The 17,576-nt window shown below is 56.4% G+C and carries 17 protein-coding genes; 6 read left to right on the plus strand and 11 right to left on the minus strand.

Annotated features, from left to right (window positions below):
- Positions 1 to 45 precede the first annotated feature (45 nt).
- A complete protein-coding gene (gene mgtL / locus CSE01S_RS23535; protein WP_350396681.1) occupies positions 46 to 99 on the minus strand; it encodes a mgtA regulatory leader peptide MgtL in 54 nt (17 codons plus the stop codon).
- A 189-nt stretch (positions 100 to 288) separates the two neighbouring features.
- Here mgtL and treR point away from each other — a divergent pair, with 189 nt between their 5' ends.
- The 5 genes from treR to nrdG all read left to right on the plus strand — a co-directional run bounded on the left by treR (position 289) and on the right by nrdG (position 7,669).
- Entirely contained in the window at positions 289 to 1,236 is a 948-nt protein-coding gene (treR, locus tag CSE01S_RS13640) for a trehalose operon repressor TreR (protein ID WP_042289426.1), read from the plus strand.
- A 145-nt stretch (positions 1,237 to 1,381) separates the two neighbouring features.
- Positions 1,382 to 2,800: a PTS trehalose transporter subunit IIBC gene (treB, locus tag CSE01S_RS13645; protein WP_042289756.1), complete on the plus strand. Its 1,419-nt coding sequence runs from the start codon at positions 1,382 to 1,384 to the stop codon at positions 2,798 to 2,800.
- A gap of 48 nt (positions 2,801 to 2,848) precedes the next feature.
- Complete coding sequence (gene treC, locus CSE01S_RS13650) at positions 2,849 to 4,504, plus strand: alpha,alpha-phosphotrehalase (RefSeq protein ID WP_042289428.1); 1,656 nt, start codon at positions 2,849 to 2,851, stop codon at positions 4,502 to 4,504.
- A 403-nt stretch (positions 4,505 to 4,907) separates the two neighbouring features.
- Entirely contained in the window at positions 4,908 to 7,046 is a 2,139-nt protein-coding gene (nrdD, locus tag CSE01S_RS13655) for an anaerobic ribonucleoside-triphosphate reductase (RefSeq protein WP_042289430.1), read from the plus strand.
- A 158-nt stretch (positions 7,047 to 7,204) separates the two neighbouring features.
- Entirely contained in the window at positions 7,205 to 7,669 is a 465-nt protein-coding gene (gene nrdG / locus CSE01S_RS13660) for an anaerobic ribonucleoside-triphosphate reductase-activating protein (protein ID WP_042289432.1), read from the plus strand.
- Positions 7,670 to 7,717: 48 nt separating this feature from the next.
- Here nrdG and CSE01S_RS13665 read toward each other — a convergent pair whose 3' ends face one another.
- The 10 genes from CSE01S_RS13665 to pmbA all read right to left on the minus strand — a co-directional run bounded on the left by CSE01S_RS13665 (position 7,718) and on the right by pmbA (position 16,861).
- Positions 7,718 to 9,628, minus strand: a complete 1,911-nt coding sequence (locus tag CSE01S_RS13665; RefSeq protein ID WP_042289435.1) for a BglG family transcription antiterminator — start codon at positions 9,626 to 9,628, stop codon at positions 7,718 to 7,720.
- Between the two features lie 18 nt (positions 9,629 to 9,646).
- The gene (gene dagF, locus CSE01S_RS13670; protein WP_042289437.1) at positions 9,647 to 10,387 is read right to left on the minus strand and encodes a 2-dehydro-3-deoxy-phosphogluconate aldolase; all 741 of its coding nucleotides are present in this window, start codon (positions 10,385 to 10,387) and stop codon (positions 9,647 to 9,649) included.
- The gene (locus CSE01S_RS13675; protein WP_042289439.1) at positions 10,384 to 11,502 is read right to left on the minus strand and encodes a DgaE family pyridoxal phosphate-dependent ammonia lyase; all 1,119 of its coding nucleotides are present in this window, start codon (positions 11,500 to 11,502) and stop codon (positions 10,384 to 10,386) included. The genes dagF and CSE01S_RS13675 overlap by 4 nt, the downstream gene beginning before the upstream one ends.
- Positions 11,486 to 12,619 carry an amidohydrolase/deacetylase family metallohydrolase gene (locus CSE01S_RS13680; protein WP_042289442.1) on the minus strand — a complete coding sequence of 378 codons (1,134 nt, stop codon included), beginning with the start codon at positions 12,617 to 12,619 and terminating at the stop codon, positions 11,486 to 11,488. Before CSE01S_RS13680 ends, CSE01S_RS13675 begins: the two co-directional genes overlap by 17 nt.
- 92 nt (positions 12,620 to 12,711) lie before the next feature.
- On the minus strand, positions 12,712 to 13,356 hold the full coding sequence (locus CSE01S_RS13685; RefSeq protein WP_042289444.1) for a DUF4310 family protein: 645 nt from the start codon (positions 13,354 to 13,356) through the stop codon (positions 12,712 to 12,714).
- A gap of 11 nt (positions 13,357 to 13,367) precedes the next feature.
- Positions 13,368 to 14,144 carry a DUF4311 domain-containing protein gene (locus CSE01S_RS13690; RefSeq protein ID WP_042289446.1) on the minus strand — a complete coding sequence of 259 codons (777 nt, stop codon included), beginning with the start codon at positions 14,142 to 14,144 and terminating at the stop codon, positions 13,368 to 13,370.
- A 22-nt stretch (positions 14,145 to 14,166) separates the two neighbouring features.
- Positions 14,167 to 14,466, minus strand: a complete 300-nt coding sequence (locus tag CSE01S_RS13695; protein WP_042289449.1) for a DUF4312 family protein — start codon at positions 14,464 to 14,466, stop codon at positions 14,167 to 14,169.
- A gap of 2 nt (positions 14,467 to 14,468) precedes the next feature.
- Positions 14,469 to 14,831, minus strand: coding sequence for an SFCGS family glycine-rich protein (locus tag CSE01S_RS13700; protein WP_000435389.1), 363 nt, complete (start codon positions 14,829 to 14,831; stop codon positions 14,469 to 14,471).
- Positions 14,832 to 14,841: 10 nt separating this feature from the next.
- The gene (locus tag CSE01S_RS13705; RefSeq protein ID WP_060570912.1) at positions 14,842 to 15,180 is read right to left on the minus strand and encodes a glycine dehydrogenase; all 339 of its coding nucleotides are present in this window, start codon (positions 15,178 to 15,180) and stop codon (positions 14,842 to 14,844) included.
- A gap of 328 nt (positions 15,181 to 15,508) precedes the next feature.
- Positions 15,509 to 16,861: a metalloprotease PmbA gene (gene pmbA / locus CSE01S_RS13710; RefSeq protein ID WP_042289456.1), complete on the minus strand. Its 1,353-nt coding sequence runs from the start codon at positions 16,859 to 16,861 to the stop codon at positions 15,509 to 15,511.
- 95 nt (positions 16,862 to 16,956) lie between these two features.
- Between pmbA and yjgA the strand changes: the two genes are divergently transcribed.
- Positions 16,957 to 17,508, plus strand: a complete 552-nt coding sequence (gene yjgA, locus CSE01S_RS13715) for a ribosome biogenesis factor YjgA (RefSeq protein WP_042289458.1) — start codon at positions 16,957 to 16,959, stop codon at positions 17,506 to 17,508.
- Positions 17,509 to 17,576 lie beyond the last annotated feature (68 nt).

Genomic DNA, 17,576 nt, shown 5'->3' on the forward strand with positions numbered 1-17,576 from the left:
ACGCGTCACTGTCTTACGTCGCCGGTAAGACAGCGAAAGGCAGGCTTACCGGAAAAAAGTGTTTCTCCATCGCGGGAGAGGGGTGGGATCGGGATCCATAAAGCCTCCGGTAAGTGAATAATTTAAGACGCAGATTATAAGCCGCAGATCATACTCTTTGTGGCTATTATGGCGATATAATAACACCCTGTGATTAAACCAATGATAAACCAGACTTTGCTCATTGCGGTTCAAATGCGTAAAGTTATCCTCTTTACCTCTTCTTGATGCCTGCTATGGGAAAACGGGATGCAAAATCGGCTGACTATCAAAGACATCGCCCGTCTGAGCGGCGTGGGAAAATCCACGGTTTCGCGCGTACTCAATAACGAAAGCGGCGTGAGCGAGCGCACCCGCGAACGCGTGGAAGCGGTAATGAATCAGCACGGTTTCTCCCCCTCCCGCTCTGCGCGCGCCATGCGCGGTCAGAGTGACAAAGTGGTTGCCATTATGGTCACCCGCCTTGACTCGCTGTCCGAAAATCTTGCCGTACAGACCATGCTGCCCGTGTTTTATGAACAGGGCTACGATCCCATCATGATGGAAAGCCAGTTCTCCACAGCGAAAGTAGAAGAACACCTCGGCATGCTGAAGCGCCGCAATATTGACGGCGTCGTGTTATTTGGCTTTACCGGCATTACCGACGCGATGATTGCGCCGTGGCAGGCTTCGCTGGTGCTGCTGGCGCGCGACGCGCAGGGCTTTGCTTCCGTCTGTTATGACGACGAAGGGGCGATAAAAATGTTGATGCAGCGCCTGTACGATCAGGGTCACCGCAACATCAGTTTTCTCGGCGTCCCCCACAGCGACGTCACCACCGGTAAGCGCCGCCATGAGGCGTACCTGGCGTTTTGCAAACAGCGCAAGCTGCATCCCGTCGCCGCGCTGCCGGGTCTGGCAATGAAGCAAGGTTACGATCATGCCGCCAGCGTGATCACGCCAGAAACCACGGCGCTGGTCTGCGCCACTGACACCCTCGCCCTCGGGGCCAGCAAGTATTTGCAGGAACAGCGGATCGACGCGCTGCAACTGGCGAGCGTTGGCAATACGCCGTTGATGAAATTCCTCCATCCCGAGATCGTCACCGTCGATCCGGGCTACGCCGAAGCCGGACGCCAGGCGGCTTCCCAACTGATCGATCAGATCACCGGGCGCGGCGAACTGCGCCAGATCGTCATTCCTTCAATGCTTTCCTGATCCGCAACTGACCGCTTTCTGTACACGAATTTGTGATCTTCGCTGCGTTTCGGGAACGTTCCCATTTTTAAATATTCATCGCGGATATATTCTGTCGCCAGTCCAGCAACACCCATTTTCACAGTCATCGCCATGAGGCTTCATGATGAGTAAAATCAAACAAACGGATATCGACCAGCTTATTGCGCTGGTTGGCGGGCGGGAAAACATCGCGACGGTGAGCCACTGCCTGACACGTCTGCGCTTTGTACTGAATCAACCAGCCATTGCCCGTCCGAAAGAGATCGAACAACTGCCGATGGTTAAAGGCTGCTTCACCAACGCCGGACAATTTCAGGTAGTGATTGGCACCAATGTCGGTGATTACTATAAGGCGCTGCTGGCCACCACCGGCCAGGCCCACGCCGACAAAGAGCAGGCGAAAAAAGCCGCGCGCCAGAATATGAAATGGCATGAGCAGTTGATCTCCCATTTCGCCGAAATCTTCTTCCCGCTACTGCCGGCGCTGATCAGCGGCGGCTTAATCCTTGGCTTTCGCAACGTGATTGGCGATGTGCCGATGAGCAACGGCCAGACGCTGGCGCAGATGTATCCGGCACTGAAAACCGTCTATGACTTTTTATGGCTGATTGGCGAAGCGATTTTCTTCTACCTGCCGGTCGGGATCTGCTGGTCGGCGGTCAAAAAAATGGGCGGCACGCCGATCCTGGGTATTGTGTTGGGCGTCACGCTGGTTTCACCGCAGCTAATGAACGCGTATCTCCTCGGGCAACAACTGCCGGAAGTCTGGGACTTTGGCCTGTTCAGCATCGCTAAAGTTGGTTACCAGGCGCAGGTGATCCCGGCACTGCTGGCAGGTCTGACGCTCGGTTTTATTGAAACGCGCCTGAAGCGCATCGTGCCGGACTACCTGTACCTGGTGATCGTACCGGTTTGTTCGTTAATCCTCGCGGTCTTCCTCGCCCACGCGCTGATCGGTCCGTTTGGTCGGATGATCGGCGACGGCGTCGCGTTCGCGGTGCGCCATCTGATGACCGGTAGCTTCGCCCCCATTGGCGCCGCCCTGTTTGGCTTCCTGTACGCCCCGCTGGTGATCACCGGGGTGCACCAGACAACGCTCGCCATCGATATGCAGATGATCCAGAGCATGAACGGCACGCCAGTCTGGCCGCTTATCGCGCTGTCTAACATCGCCCAGGCGTCCGCCGTGGTAGGAATTATTATTTCCAGCCGTAAACATAACGAACGCGAAATCTCCGTGCCCGCCGCCATTTCCGCCTACCTGGGCGTTACGGAACCGGCGATGTACGGCATCAACCTGAAATACCGCTTCCCGATGCTCTGCGCAATGATTGGCTCCGGGCTTGCCGGTCTGCTGTGCGGCCTGAACGGCGTGATGGCAAACGGGATTGGCGTCGGCGGCCTGCCGGGCATTCTCTCGATTCAGCCCACCTACTGGCAGGTGTACGCCGCCGCTATGGCGATCGCGATTGTTATTCCGATGGTGCTGACTTCGTTTGTGTATCAGCGTAAACACCGTCAGGGCACCTTACAGATTGTCTGACTTCATTTGGGGCGCAGTTGCGCCCCCTCGCATAACCAGGAATTTGCTATGACTACCCTTCCCCATTGGTGGCAAAACGGCGTGATCTACCAGATCTATCCAAAGAGTTTTCAGGATACCACCGGAAGCGGCACCGGCGATTTGCGCGGCGTGACCCGACGTCTCGACTACCTGCAAAAGCTGGGCGTGGATGCCCTCTGGCTGACGCCGTTCTATATCTCCCCACAGGTAGATAATGGTTACGACGTTGCCAACTACACCGCCATCGATCCGGCCTATGGCACGCTTGACGATTTCGACGAACTGGTGGCCCAGGCCAAAGCGCGCGGCATCCGTATCATCCTCGATATGGTGTTTAACCATACTTCCACCCAGCACCCGTGGTTTAACGCCGCACAGGACAAAAACAGTCCGTATCGCGAATTTTATCTCTGGCGCGACGGCTCGCCTGACGCGACTCCGAATAACTGGCGCTCCAAATTTGGCGGCAACGCCTGGCGCTGGCACGCGCAAAGTGAACAGTATTACCTGCACCTGTTCGCGCCGGAACAGGCGGACCTGAACTGGGAGAACCCGGTGGTGCGCGCCGAACTGAAAAAGGTGTGCGAGTTCTGGGCGGATCGCGGCGTAGACGGCCTGCGTCTGGACGTCGTTAACCTGATCTCCAAAGACCCGCGTTTTCCTGACGACCTGGACGGAGACGGTCGACGTTTCTACACCGACGGTCCGCGCGCCCATGAATTTCTGCATGAGATGAACCGCGACGTGTTCACCCCGCGCGGTCTGATGACCGTCGGCGAGATGTCCTCCACCACCCTGGAACACTGCCAGCGCTACGCGTCACTCAGCGGCAGCGAACTGTCGATGACCTTTAACTTTCATCATCTGAAGGTGGATTATCCCGGCGGCGAAAAATGGACGCTGGCGAAGCCGGACATGGTGGCGCTAAAAGCCCTGTTCCGCCACTGGCAGCAGGGAATGCACAACGTGGCATGGAACGCGCTGTTCTGGTGTAACCACGATCAGCCGCGCATCGTTTCGCGTTTTGGCGATGAAGGCGAATACCGCGTTCCGGCGGCGAAAATGCTCGCGATGGTACTGCACGGCATGCAGGGCACGCCGTACATTTACCAGGGCGAGGAGATCGGCATGACCAATCCGCACTTCTCGCAGATCACCGACTACCGCGATGTGGAAAGTCACAATATGTTTGCAGCGCTGCGCGCGCAAGGGCGCGAAGCGGATGAGTTATTGGCGATCCTGGCGAGTAAATCCCGCGACAACAGCCGCACGCCGATGCAGTGGGACGATAGCCCAAATGCCGGGTTTACCACCGGCGAACCGTGGATTGCGCCCTGCGATAATTACGCCGACATCAACGTGGCGGCGGCAGTGGGCGATCCGAATTCTGTGTTCTACACCTACCAGCGGCTGATCGCGCTGCGTAAAGCAGAGCCAGTATTGACCTGGGGCGACTATCAGGATCTGCTGCCCGACAGCCCGCATCTCTGGTGCTATCGTCGTGAATGGCAGGGCCAGACGCTGTTGGTGATCGCCAACCTGAGCGGTGAATGCCAGCCCTGGCAGCCAGAACGCTGGCACGGTAAGTGGCAATGCCTGATGCATAACTACGAGGAAGTCTCGCCGCAGCCGACAACCATGACGCTACGCCCGTATGAAGCAGTCTGGTGGTTGCGGAAGTAAATCCATACCTCTGTCCTGCCCGGCGAAAGGATTCCCGGGCTGAATGTGCCTCCCGCCTTACCTTCCTGTTATCGTTGAATAATTAATCAGATTTTTCTCGCAATAATTTACAAACCGCGTAGTGCCCGTCATCTGTACGCTCTGGTTTTTACTTTGCGCTACATCAAGAAAAGTTCAAACACTTTTGATGCAAATCACTACATATAGAATTTAAAATGCACGCCGACCCAATATGTTGTATTAATCGACTACAATTGCTACAACGACAAAACACCGCCTGAGGGCAAAATTGTGGATAACATGGGTCTGGATTGCGGGAAGTCATTGGATAAAGAGATGAATAAGCCCAACACGGCTTCCCCAGCCTCTGTGGATAACCTGTTCTTATAAATATGGAGTGATCATGACACCGCATGTGATGAAACGAGATGGCTGTAAAGTGCCGTTTAAATCAGAGCGCATCAAAGAAGCCATTCTGCGTGCAGCTAAAGCAGCGGGAGTCGATGACGCAGATTACTGCGCCACCGTCGCAGAAGTCGTTAGCAGCCAGATGAATGGACGTAGCCAGGTCGATATCAATGAGATCCAGACCGCGGTTGAAAACCAGCTGATGTCCGGTCCGTATAAGCAGCTGGCGCGCGCCTACATTGAGTATCGCCACGATCGCGATATCCAGCGCGAGAAGCGCGGCCGCCTGAACCAGGAAATTCGCGGCCTGGTGGAGCAAACCAACTCCGCGCTGCTTAACGAAAACGCCAACAAAGACAGCAAAGTGATCCCGACCCAGCGCGATCTGCTGGCCGGTATCGTGGCGAAACACTACGCCCGTCAGCACCTGCTGCCGCGAGATGTCGTGCAGGCGCACGAGCGGGGTGATATCCACTACCACGATCTGGACTACTCGCCGTTCTTCCCGATGTTCAACTGTATGCTGATCGACCTGAAAGGCATGCTGACTCAGGGCTTCAAAATGGGGAACGCGGAGATTGAACCGCCGAAGTCCATCTCCACCGCCACGGCGGTGACCGCGCAAATTATCGCTCAGGTCGCCAGCCATATTTACGGCGGCACGACCATTAACCGTATTGATGAAGTGCTGGCGCCGTTTGTCACCGCCAGCTTCAATAAGCACCGTAAAACTGCCGATGAGTGGCAGATTCCGGATGCCGACGGCTACGCGCATTCGCGTACCGAAAAAGAGTGCTACGACGCATTCCAGTCTCTGGAATACGAAGTAAACACGCTGCACACCGCTAACGGTCAGACACCGTTCGTGACCTTTGGCTTTGGGCTGGGCACCAGTTGGGAATCGCGACTGATTCAGCAGTCGATTCTGCGCAACCGCATCGCGGGTCTCGGCAAAAACCGCAAGACTGCCGTGTTCCCGAAACTGGTGTTTGCCATTCGCGACGGCCTGAACCACAAGTTTGGCGATCCGAACTACGACATTAAGCAGTTGGCGCTGGAGTGCGCGAGTAAGCGCATGTACCCGGATATCCTGAATTACGATCAGGTCGTGAAAGTGACCGGTTCGTTCAAAACGCCGATGGGCTGCCGCAGCTTCCTCGGCGTCTGGGAAAACGAGAACGGCGAACAGGTACACGATGGGCGCAACAACCTGGGCGTAATCAGCCTGAACCTGCCGCGTATCGCGCTGGAAGCGAAAGGCGACGAAGCGACGTTCTGGAAACTGCTGGATGACCGCCTGGTGCTGGCGCGAAAAGCGCTGATGACCCGTATCGCCCGTCTGGAAGGCGTGAAAGCGCGCGTGGCGCCCATTCTGTATATGGAAGGCGCCTGTGGTGTGCGTCTGAAAGCCGACGACGATGTCGCAGAGATCTTCAAAAACGGTCGCGCGTCGATTTCGCTGGGGTATATCGGTATTCATGAAACCATCAACGCCCTGTTCGGCAGCGAGCACATGTACGACAACGACACACTGCGCGCCAAAGGCATCGCGATTGTCGAACGTCTGCGCCAGGCGGTGGATCAGTGGAAAGACGAAACCGGCTACGGCTTTAGCCTGTACAGCACGCCGAGTGAAAACCTCTGCGACCGCTTCTGCCGTCTGGATACCGCCGAGTTTGGCGTGGTGCCGGGCGTAACCGATAAAGGCTATTACACCAACAGCTTCCACCTCGACGTGGAGAAGAAGGTGAACCCGTACGACAAGATCGACTTCGAAGCGCCTTACCCGCCGCTGGCGAGCGGTGGCTTCATTTGCTATGGCGAGTACCCGAACATTCAGCACAACCTGAAAGCGCTGGAAGACGTGTGGGATTACAGCTATCAGCACGTGCCGTACTACGGTACCAACACGCCGATCGACGAGTGCTATGAATGCGGCTTTACCGGTGAGTTCGAGTGTACCAGCAAAGGCTTTACCTGCCCGAAATGCGGTAACCACGACGCCGCCCGCGTCTCCGTCACCCGCCGCGTCTGCGGCTACCTGGGCAGTCCGGACGCACGTCCGTTTAACGCCGGTAAGCAGGAAGAAGTGAAGCGCCGCGTTAAGCATTTAGGTAACGGGCAGATCGGTTAAGCAGGCAGTATTATTGCCCGGCAGAGCGACGCTTTTCGCAAAGCAACTGGCGTCAGGACAAGGCGGAAAGTCAGTGAATCCCGGGGAGCTTACAGTCGTAAGTGACCCGGGTGAGCGAGCGCGGCCAACGCAGTAATGGCGTCAATTGAGAAGTGAAGATGAATTATCACCAGTACTACCCTGTCGACATCGTCAACGGCCCCGGTACCCGTTGCACATTGTTTGTTTCAGGTTGTGTGCACGAGTGCCCCGGCTGCTACAACAAAAGCACCTGGCGGCTGAATTCCGGTAAACCGTTTACCAAAGAGATGGAAGACCAGATCGTTAACGATCTGAACGACACGCGTATTCACCGTCAGGGAATTTCGCTTTCCGGCGGCGATCCGCTGCATCCTCAAAACGTACCGGATATCCTGAAACTGGTGCAGCGCATTCGTGCTGAATGTCCGGGAAAAGATATCTGGGTGTGGACCGGCTACAAGCTCGATGAGCTCAACGCCGCGCAAATGCAGGTAGTGGATCTGATTAACGTGCTGGTTGATGGCAAATTTGTGCAGGATCTGAAAGACCCGGCGCTTATCTGGCGCGGCAGCAGCAATCAGGTTGTGCATCACCTGCGTTAACAGGCTTGTTTATTTGCGCAACATACTGAAACAGCGGACAAACGGCTCTCAAAAACGGCTCACGCACTCCATCGCCACCGCTTTAAAGTCGGCGAAATTCTGGCAGGCGCACAGGCGCGTCATGGCGCGCTCGCGCAGGAAGGTCACGAAAATATCGTAGATCGCCATCGCTTCTTCATATTCACTTTTGCTGATGGCGAGTAAAAAGATGACGTGCGCGGTTTCATCTCCCCAGGCAATACCCTGCGGCGCCAGCACCGTATAGACCACCGTTTTTTTCGCCAGCAATCCGAGGGCGTGGGGCAGCGCGATGCTGTCGCCGAGCATAGTACTGACAATGGCTTCACGCTCGACCACCGAATCAAGAAATTCGGCATCGACAAAGCCTTCACGGTGTAACTGATCGCACAGCGTTTTAAACAGCGTCTGCCTTTCCATCTCACCGTCAATAATGCGGAAATGGGCGGCGTCGAAGTATTTGTTCAACATCCACGGACGGGTACGGTCGACCAACACCAGCTTGCCGATCTGCTCCAGTTGATAGTCGGTGGGAAACGGCGCAATCTGCACGACCGGTTTGTCTTTTTCACCGACCCGCGCGGTGGCAATCACAAAATCCTCGGCGATGCTTTCGCGCTGCTCGTAGTCGCGCAGCGTCAGCGTACGAACAATTTCAATCTGCGGATACTTGCGCGCCAGTACCGCTTCAATCATCCGCACCATCGCGTTACCCGCATCGCAGACCAGCAGAACCTTCGGCTGCCGCTGGTAACCAATGTTGTAACTACGTTCAAGCCCTACGCCAATATGCAGCACCAAAAAACCGATCTCATTTTCGCTGATGCTATAGGGCGTGTATTTCCCCCAACTGGAGACGGCCGCCAGCGTCATGTCCCACGCCATTGGATAATGCTGTTTGATGTTTTCCAGCAGCGGATTCGGCAGCATGATCTGGTAGCGCACCCGGGTGATCATCGTTTTGATATGGGTCAGCAGATCCGCATGTAATTGCTTGTCATTCAACAAGTTGTAGTTGTACTGGTTATTGATAAAACGCAGGATGTAATTCACCAGCGCTTCTTCGTCGTCGGCGTTGATCGCGCTCGGCGCAATCTCCTGCACCTGGCGGGCGGCAATATGCACCTTTAGCCAGTTTTCTTCCGACACCGAAAGCGGGTGATTCGCCAGATGCTGGATCACACCGGCAATCTCACGCGCCGCCAGGCAGACATTTTCTTCCACTTCTTCGGTGGCAAATTCCGACAGCGGATAGCCTTCGCTGATGCGGCGCACCGCCACCGCACAGTAAAGGCGTAGAAACAGCTCGCCTTCGTCGGTCAGGCGAATGTGAAAACGGTTAAAAATATCCTCAAGGACAGGCTGCAACTGCGACGGCACGCCTGCGTACAGCGCCTCTTCCATCACCAGCGGATTCGCCGGATCCTGCTGTACCAGCGTCCATAACAGATCGGTCAGACAGGCGCGGATCGCCATCTCGCTGCCAAACAGCTTCATGCCATGACGCGGGCGGGTTTCCAGCGTCAAATGGTAACGCTGCAGCCATTCACGCACGTCCGCCATGTCGTTTTGCAAGGTCGCCCGACTGACAAACCATTCATCAGCTAAATCTTCCAGCTTGATGGAAAAGGCGGAAGTCAGAAAGCGCACCATCAGATGATACACGCGTTCCTGGCTGGTGCGCGGAATGCGTAGCGCGCTGGGCTGCTGCGCCTGTAAGGTCTGAAAACTGGCCGGGTCATCGATCCTGAGCTGATAACCGTTTCCCCGGCTGAGGATAAACTGCGCGCCGTGCTGGGTCAGCAGAGCGTTAAGCGCCGTGATATCGGCACGAACAGTACGCGTGGAGACCGACAACCGCTGCGCCAGCTCATCCTGCGGCAGCGTCTCGTTTTGCAACATCGCAAACAGTTGCGCTAAACGTTGGTTGGGGAATCGCACGTCACTCTCCTCGTTTTTTTAGCCTAAGCACGTCCGGGTGAGCGCCAGCAACTGGCGCACATCGTCCGGACGGGTATTACCGCTCACCTTATCAATAATTGAACTATAAATGTGAGGAATGATTTTGCTCACACCCGCGTCCAGCGCAATCTGCAAAATCTCGGCATAGTTATCGAGATCTATACCGCCCGTCGGCTCCAGCCAGAAGTCATAACGCGCACAGGCTTCCGCTACCGCTTTAAATTCATCGCGGCATTTCAGGCCGCCCATCGGGAAGTATTTGATGGAACTGCCGCCCATATCCTTGAGCAGGGCAATGGCCGTTTCGACCGGAACTATGCCGTCAGCGGCGCGGCTGCTTAGCGGCCCGGTAGAAATCTTCACCTTTCCCGGCGTGCCGGTAGGCGACACCAGTCCATTCACCACCGTTTCGCCCTGCCCCAGCAGCGCGCGGCTGGTCCCAACGCCGGTGAAAACCTGATTGACATGCTGCGGCTGCACCTGACGCGAGATCTCACTCACCATCGCCGACTGGTTCGGGTCGCCCGCGCCAAGCCCTACCGACAGCGCGTTATCGATCAGTTGGGCATATTCGCGCATATCAGCCACGGCGCTGTCGACATCCGGGTAATGTTTAGAGAGCACGCCGACCAGCACATGTCCTTCCGCCGCCGCGTAGATCTCCCGGGCGTTATCCTTCGAGCCTGCCAACACGTTCAGGCAAACGCGATCGCGGTAAAAATTAGGGGTCAGTTTCATGCTGTTTTCTCCTGGTTAATCACCTCGCCAATACGGCGCGCCACAATCTCCAGTTGCGCGCGGTCTACGCTGCGCACATCTGCTTCAATAATCCCTTCGTTGGCTTTGTACCCGCGGAAATAAATGGCGTATTCGCCCTGTTTGAGCGCCTCTACCAGTTCGCCGGTCGCGATGCCGGTCACCGCTTCATCGAATTTAATCTCAGCGCGCGCAATGTCGCGTCCGGCGCTGTCCCACACCACGCGGGCGCTTACGCCGTTCAGGGTGTTCAGCGTGTCGATAAACGGCGTCATTTTTTCCACCATTTCCGCCCCGCTCTCTTTTTGCGCGTTCAGGTAAAGCTCAATGGCGCAGGTCAGGCCGAGGATGCCCTCTTTACCGACCTTCATCGCCCGGCCAATGCCCGCCGTCTGACGTTTCACCCATTCCACATACTGGGTTTTGCCTATCACCAGACCGCTGGTCGGACCCTCAATGGCCTTCGCGCCGCTATAGATCACCAGAGAAGCGCCGGCGCGGTAGTAGCACTGCAAATCTTCTTCCGCTGCGGCATCGACGATCAGCGGCAGATTGTGTTTGCGCGCCACCACCACCGCCTGCTCGACGCTGAGCATACTTTTCTGTACGCAGTGGTGGGACTTGATATAGAGGATGGCCGCAGTACGCGGCGTAATCGCCGCCGCCAGTTGGGCTGCGGAGCATTCGTTGGCATAGCCAGCCTCCACCAGCTTACCGCCGCCGAGGGCCACCATTGTGCCGACCGGCGCGCCGAAATTGACGTTATGGCCTTTCGGCAGCACGATTTCGTTCTTTTCTATTGGCGTAACGTGGAGGTTTTCCAGCAACCAGTCGCTGTCCTGCACCAGAACAGCAGCCACCGACTGGGCAATGCCCGCTGACGCGCAGGAGACCACCGTCGCGCCTTCCACCTCCAGCAGTTTCGCAATGTACTCGCCGGTTTTATTCACCAGATCCTTCATTTCAAAGTACTGATTCATCCCGGCCATCGCCGCGTCTACAACTTCCGGGCGCGGCGTGGAAACGCCCAGCGCCGTCATGCGGCCCGAAGTATTAATGACTTGTTTTAGATTGTATTTCTCAAAAATTGAAGGCATGTTCCGCGCTCCCTTGTTCGGTCATATAGCCCTTGCCCGCGCGAATCGCGGCAAGCGGCACTAACAGCATGTCAGCCTGTAAGCTGTCGTTTTCAGCATCCACCAGCACGGTGGGCTGGCGTTGAAGCGTAAAGAGGGTGAGATCGGCGTCCAGGCCCGGCAGGAGGCGACCTTTATTTTTCAGACGCAGCCCTTCGGCGGCGTTAACGGTCACACAGTCGATGACCTGCGGCAGCGACATGCCGATAGCAAGAAATTTCGACATCACGTTGGCAAGTGAATGCACCGGACCGCTGATGCGGTTGCGGCAATAAATGTCCGAACTGATGGTGTGCGGCAGAATGCCTAAGCTGATGGCGCGCTTCGCCACCGCAAAGCTCAGGCTGGCGGTACCGTGACCGACATCAAGCCGCACGCCGCGCTGAATCGCCCGGGTGACCGAGGCGCGCAACGCCCCTTCCGGCGTCAGAATGCGGTTAGGTTTGCCGTTGTAGCAATGGGTGATGATGTCGCCGGCACTCAGTAGCCCGGCAATGTCATCCAGATTCGGGGGGTTATTGCCGATATGCACCATCAGCGGCAGTTCGCCGTTCTCTTTCTGAATGGCCTTTGCGCGCGCCAGCGGGGTGATGCCGTTTTCACCGACCACACTGCTGCTCATGCGCGCTTTCAGGCCGACGATAAAGTCCGGGTGACGCTTCACCGCCTGCTTTACCGCGTCGGCGTCAATATTCGCCATGTTCGCCAGTTCATTTTGCGCAATCAGCCCGACGCGGGAGATATTAAGCAGCGCATACACCTCCGTCGCCGCGTCGCGGGTAAGGGTGTAGAAATCATCAATATCGTCAGCACCGGTACTGCCTGCATCCACGACGGTGGTCACGCCGGTTGCAATGCCGACGCTGTCTGGCTCGTCATAATAAATGGGGGATTTCGGATAGCAGTGAACGTGAGAGTCAATCCACCCGGCGCTGGCGTAGCATTCGCCGCGTAAGTCGACGGTTTTCACCGCCGGATCGTTTATCTCGCCCAGCGCGGCAATTTTGCCGTCCTTTATCGCGATATCGCATACCGTGTCGTCGACCAGACGTGCACGGCGCAGGAGTAAATCAAACATGTCACTCTCCTGTTTGCGCGGGCGATTCTACGCCCGCCGGGATGATGTGCCGGATAGCGGCGTCACTGCCTTATCCGGCCTGGAGGCGGTCATCAGCTGATCGCGATCGGGAAGATGGAGCCTAAAATCATGGCGCCGAGGATCGCGCCGCCGGTGATCGGTTTTTGCCAGATATAGAACAACAGCGCGCCCAGCAGCGACCCCACGCCAATCGGAATAGAGGCGGTCATCGCGCTCAGAATAATCAACGGTCCCAGGAAACGGCCAGAGGCGTTACCGGCCCCCATCATGACGTCCGCCCCATAGGTCGAATCGCTCTGGTTGATGGTGAATTTACGCGCCAGAATGATGACGTAACCAATCGCCAGGCCAATCGCCAGACCGGTTACCAGAGAGGCGATAAAGTTCTCGACCGGGAAAATAATGCCAGCGCCGAGCAGCAGCGCCGGAACGCCCAGGCCAACGCCAGTCTGAATGGCCCCGCCGATATCCAGAATCCCCACCAGCGAACCTTCAATAATGCGGGCGAACAGGAAGCTGGCGCCAAACGCCGCAACCGCGCCGTAGGAGCCGGTATCCATCCCCGCCTTCAGCATCGCCACAAAAGCCACTTCGTTAAACGCGCCGATACCGTACAGGTAGTACATGTGCGTCCCGGCAAACACGCCGGAAGAGAGCAGGCCAACGAAGATCGGAAACGACCAGTCGGCAAACCAAAAACCTTTATTCTGTTCCATTGTGGCCTCCGTTATTTGCCGCTAAGCGAGTTGTGGATCAGTTCGAGCCAGTTCGGCACGGTCATGTGGAAGGATTCGATCAGCTTCATATCGAAGCCGCGGAAGAAGCCGCTCAGGACAAACAGCAGCACAATGGCGGCCATCATGACTTTGGTGACGTGGTTCCAGCCGCTCTCTTCGACGCCCTTGCCGATCAGAATACCAAGCACCAGCCCCGGAACGGCGTTCCCCATAATCAGCTGCGCCGCGCCGCCGAAAACGGTCGCCCAGAAACCGGATTTCTTACCGGCGTCGATCGCCGCCAACCAGAAGATCACCGGCATCACGGTGTTGACCAGCAGGTTTGCCGCAGGCACCAGCACTTTCACAGCGGTGACCTGCAAGGCTTCCGGCACCGAGGAGGCGGTGAGGTTCAGGAAGGTCACCACGATCATGCCGATGATGCCGCAGGCAATCGCCATCTTTTTCGGATCGTGCAGCGTTTCACCCACGTTGCGGTTTTTGAGCATCAACGCCGCCGCGCCCCAGTTCGGTATGATGCGGTGATCGACGTCCTGAGTGAACGCCCCCGCCGCCACGGAGGACGCCCAGGCGTTGAAGAAGAAGCCCAGGCCGAAGGAGAAGTGAGAAGCCGGATCCCCTTCGCAGGAGTTCAGTTCCCCCAACGTACGAAATGCGCCCATCCCCTGTGTGGTAGGCGCATGAAACATGCGTGCAGCCCCGGCACCCACACCTACGCCGACCAGGCCGCCGATGATGAGCGATTTTATTAAAATTATCAGGAACATAGTTATGCCTTTTTAACAAGAATCAGCGTTGCGAGACAAAATCCACCTTGTCCAGATTGATGGCTGTCACGTTGACGGTCACGTCCAGCTCCACGCTGTACGTCCGCCTTTCGCGGCGCAAAAAGAAGAACAGAAACGCTTCTTTTCGTACCGATTCACGCGCCTGAACAACCTGCACATCCTGTGGCTCAATACGCAGTAAAATATGCGGCGATGCCTTCATGACCGCAGCCTGAACGTGGTTCAGGGCATCGGCAAAGGCGCGCGCTTTGGCTTCGCCTTTCCCGGAGACTCTCACCGTGGTGGTGAATTGTTCTTTCATACTCAGGCGCCGTACTTTTTCTGCCAGGCCTGCACCAGACGTTCGCCAAGCTCTTCTTTATCCATAAAGCCGAAACCCAGCACGTTGCAGCCTTCGTTAATCGCCGTTACGCCTTCATCCACTGAGCGCATCCCGTATTTGGCTTTATAGCCATGTTTGTTTTGTGCGGTGATCGCACCTGCGCCGCCGCTGCCGCAGAAAGAGATGCCGAAGGTGGCATTTTCCGCTTTCATAACGTCCCCCAGCTTCATATCCGCCGCCACGCCCGGCACCACTACCGCACGGCCGCCCGCTTTCTCGACGCCTGCCGCCACTTTCTGGCCTTTTCCCAGACGATCGCCAATCACAACGGTAATTTGTTCCATTATTTGCTCCTTAAAGATTGTCTTTCGCGACTTCGAAGTGGACCGACAGCAGCCAGGCTTCTTCCTCGGGAAGATTGCCAAACGCCGCCACCACGTCGCGGGCAAGCGCCATTGATTCGGCGGATATTTCATCAAATAAACTGGCTTCCACTTCCGGCAAAGGCTCGCCGGTCACTGACCGGTGCGCCATGGCGCGAACATGAGACGTCAGCATTTGTTCCTGTACGGCGTTGGGAATGATGTGATGTTCACGCAGTAATGCGTACACCTGCGCCAGCATGCGATCGGCCAGTGCCGCCGTCTGCGCCACCTGTTCCCCCATGTCGTTCATTACTGCTCCGTTATTCACTCGTCTTACCCCGTTAATGGCTCTGGGTTAAAACTAACGGCGGAGGTAAAAAGTTTGTAGCGAGTTGTTTTCCACTTCGAAGTGGAAAGGTGAGTGGCGATAGTGATCTGTTCCACAGAAAAAGCGGTTTTGCTGATTTATCGCTGGAAAAGTGTGATTTGTATCGAGAAATGAAGCGGAAACGAAAGGAGGAAAACGAACAATGCTATTGATGGAATAAGTTGAGAAGTGTGATGGGTATTACGTTTACTTATGGGTGCGAAGCAATGCCGGATGACGCCGCAAAGCGTCTTATCCGGCCTGTCGCGCGTTTGCCGCCTGAGGCGGATTATTGTCCGGCAATCTTCATTTCCGGCAGCAGGACGGAGCCGCACTGAATATTGCTGCGGGTTTCGATATCGTTACCGACAGTCACGATATTGCGCCACATCTCTTTTAAATTCCCGGCGATGGTGATTTCACTTACCGGATACTGGATTTCGCCGTTCTCCACCCAGAAGCCGGCCGCGCCGCGCGAGTAATCACCGGTGATGCCGCTTACCCCCTGGCCCATCAGTTCTGTCACCACCAACCCGGTGCCCATCTCTTTCAGCATCTGCTCAAAGCTCAGCCCTTGTCCGGCAATACGCCAGTTGTGAATGCCGCCCGCATGGCCGGTGCTTTTCAGTCCCAGCTTGCGCGCGGAATAGTTGGTCAACAGCCATTGGGTCAGAATGCCGTCTTTGACGATGTCACGGCGTTCCGTGCGCACGCCTTCGCTGTCGAACGGTGACGACGCCAACCCTTTACGCAGGTGCGGATGTTCTTCAATTGTCAGCCAGTCGGGAAGAATTTGTTTACCCAGCGAATCCAACAGGAAGGTGGATTTACGGTACACCGAGCCGCCGGCAATCGCGCCAACCAGGTGGCCGAACAGTCCGGTCGCCACTTCATTAGCGAAAATCACCGGCGCTTTCATGGTCGAAAGTTTACGCGGCGCCAGGCGGGACAGCGTACGACGCGCGCACTCGGCCCCAACCCACTCCGGCGTTTGCAGGTCGCCCAACGCGCGGCCAATCGTGTAGGCGTAGTCACGCTCCATATCGCCGTTCTCTTCGGCGATCACGCAACTGGACAGCGAATGACGGGTAGAGCAATAGCCCTGCAGCATACCGTGGCTGTTCCCGAACACTTTAATGCCATAGTGGCTGTTAAAGCTGCCGCCCTCGGTGTTGGTGATGCGCTTGTCCGCCTGTAAGGACGCCTGCTCGGCGCGCGCTGCCATCTCAATAGCTTCGTCCGGGGACACGTCCGCCGGATGGAACAGATCGAGATCCGGCGCATCGAAGGCCAGCAGCTCTTTATCCGCCACGCCTGCGCACGGATCCGGCGAGGTGTAGCGCGCAATGTCCAGCGCCGCCTGTACGGTACGGGCAATCGCTTGCGGACTGAGGTCGGTGGATGACGCGCTGCCTTTACGGTTCTGGTGATAAACGGTAATCCCCAACGCGCCATCGCTGTTGAATTCAACATTCTCCACTTCACCGTAACGTGTGCTCACGCTAATGCCGGTGGTTTTGCTGACGGCGACTTCCGCGCCGTCGGATTTGCCTGACGCTAATGACAGCGCTGTCGAGACCGCTTCTTCCAGAATCTTACGCTGCGCTTCAACTTGTGAGATTACTTTCATCGCAAATGCCATACTGTAGAGAGAGTTTCTCTGAAGTCTAACAGAGAACCGTTTTTCAGTGCGCATCTTAACTGTTAACATTAGCCTCTTTTTTTAAGGAGCCTGAGATGACAAAGCAGCCCGAAGACTGGCTCGACGACGTTCCCGGTGATGACATCGAAGACGAAGAAGATGAAATTATCTGGGTCAGCAAAAGTGAAATTAAACGCGATGCCGAGGAGTTAAAACGCCTGGGCGCAGAAATTGTGGATCTGGGGAAAAACGCGCTGGATAAGATCCCGCTGGATGCGGATCTGCGGGCCGCCATTGAGCTGGCTCAGCGTATCAAGATGGAAGGTCGTCGCCGCCAGTTGCAGTTGATTGGTAAAATGCTGCGAAGCCGTGACGTGGAGCCAATTCGTCAGGCGCTGGACAAGCTGAAAAACCGCCACAACCAGCAGGTGGTGCTGTTCCACAAGCTCGAAAACCTGCGCGATCGTTTGATCGTCGAAGGGGATGACGCGGTCGCGGAAGTCCTGAACCTGTGGCCCAATGCCGACCGTCAGCAATTACGATCGCTGATCCGCAACGCGAAGAAAGAGAAAGAAGGAAATAAACCGCCGAAATCCGCGCGCCAAATCTTCCAGTATCTGCGCGAACTGGCGGAAAACGACGCGTAATAGCGTGTGGCAATCTGCCGGATAGCGGCGCGTGCGCCTTGTCCGGCTATCGAGATTGCGCATTGTCC

Source organism: Citrobacter sedlakii NBRC 105722, assembly GCF_000759835.1.
Lineage (GTDB): Bacteria > Pseudomonadota > Gammaproteobacteria > Enterobacterales > Enterobacteriaceae > Citrobacter_A > Citrobacter_A sedlakii.

What these genes read in the sequence shown, in the direction of transcription:
- treR (WP_042289426.1), top strand. Translation starts at nt 289, where the DNA reads ATGCAAAATCGGCTGACTATCAAAGACATCGCCCGTCTGAGCGGCGTG.
- treB (WP_042289756.1), top strand. Translation starts at nt 1,382, where the DNA reads ATGAGTAAAATCAAACAAACGGATATCGACCAGCTTATTGCGCTGGTT.
- treC (WP_042289428.1), top strand. Translation starts at nt 2,849, where the DNA reads ATGACTACCCTTCCCCATTGGTGGCAAAACGGCGTGATCTACCAGATC.
- nrdD (WP_042289430.1), top strand. Translation starts at nt 4,908, where the DNA reads ATGACACCGCATGTGATGAAACGAGATGGCTGTAAAGTGCCGTTTAAA.
- nrdG (WP_042289432.1), top strand. Translation starts at nt 7,205, where the DNA reads ATGAATTATCACCAGTACTACCCTGTCGACATCGTCAACGGCCCCGGT.
- dagF (WP_042289437.1), bottom strand. Translation starts at nt 10,387, where the DNA reads ATGAAACTGACCCCTAATTTTTACCGCGATCGCGTTTGCCTGAACGTG.
- CSE01S_RS13675 (WP_042289439.1), bottom strand. Translation starts at nt 11,502, where the DNA reads ATGCCTTCAATTTTTGAGAAATACAATCTAAAACAAGTCATTAATACT.
- CSE01S_RS13680 (WP_042289442.1), bottom strand. Translation starts at nt 12,619, where the DNA reads ATGTTTGATTTACTCCTGCGCCGTGCACGTCTGGTCGACGACACGGTA.
- CSE01S_RS13685 (WP_042289444.1), bottom strand. Translation starts at nt 13,356, where the DNA reads ATGGAACAGAATAAAGGTTTTTGGTTTGCCGACTGGTCGTTTCCGATC.
- CSE01S_RS13690 (WP_042289446.1), bottom strand. Translation starts at nt 14,144, where the DNA reads ATGTTCCTGATAATTTTAATAAAATCGCTCATCATCGGCGGCCTGGTC.
- CSE01S_RS13695 (WP_042289449.1), bottom strand. Translation starts at nt 14,466, where the DNA reads ATGAAAGAACAATTCACCACCACGGTGAGAGTCTCCGGGAAAGGCGAA.
- CSE01S_RS13700 (WP_000435389.1), bottom strand. Translation starts at nt 14,831, where the DNA reads ATGGAACAAATTACCGTTGTGATTGGCGATCGTCTGGGAAAAGGCCAG.
- pmbA (WP_042289456.1), bottom strand. Translation starts at nt 16,861, where the DNA reads ATGGCATTTGCGATGAAAGTAATCTCACAAGTTGAAGCGCAGCGTAAG.
- yjgA (WP_042289458.1), top strand. Translation starts at nt 16,957, where the DNA reads ATGACAAAGCAGCCCGAAGACTGGCTCGACGACGTTCCCGGTGATGAC.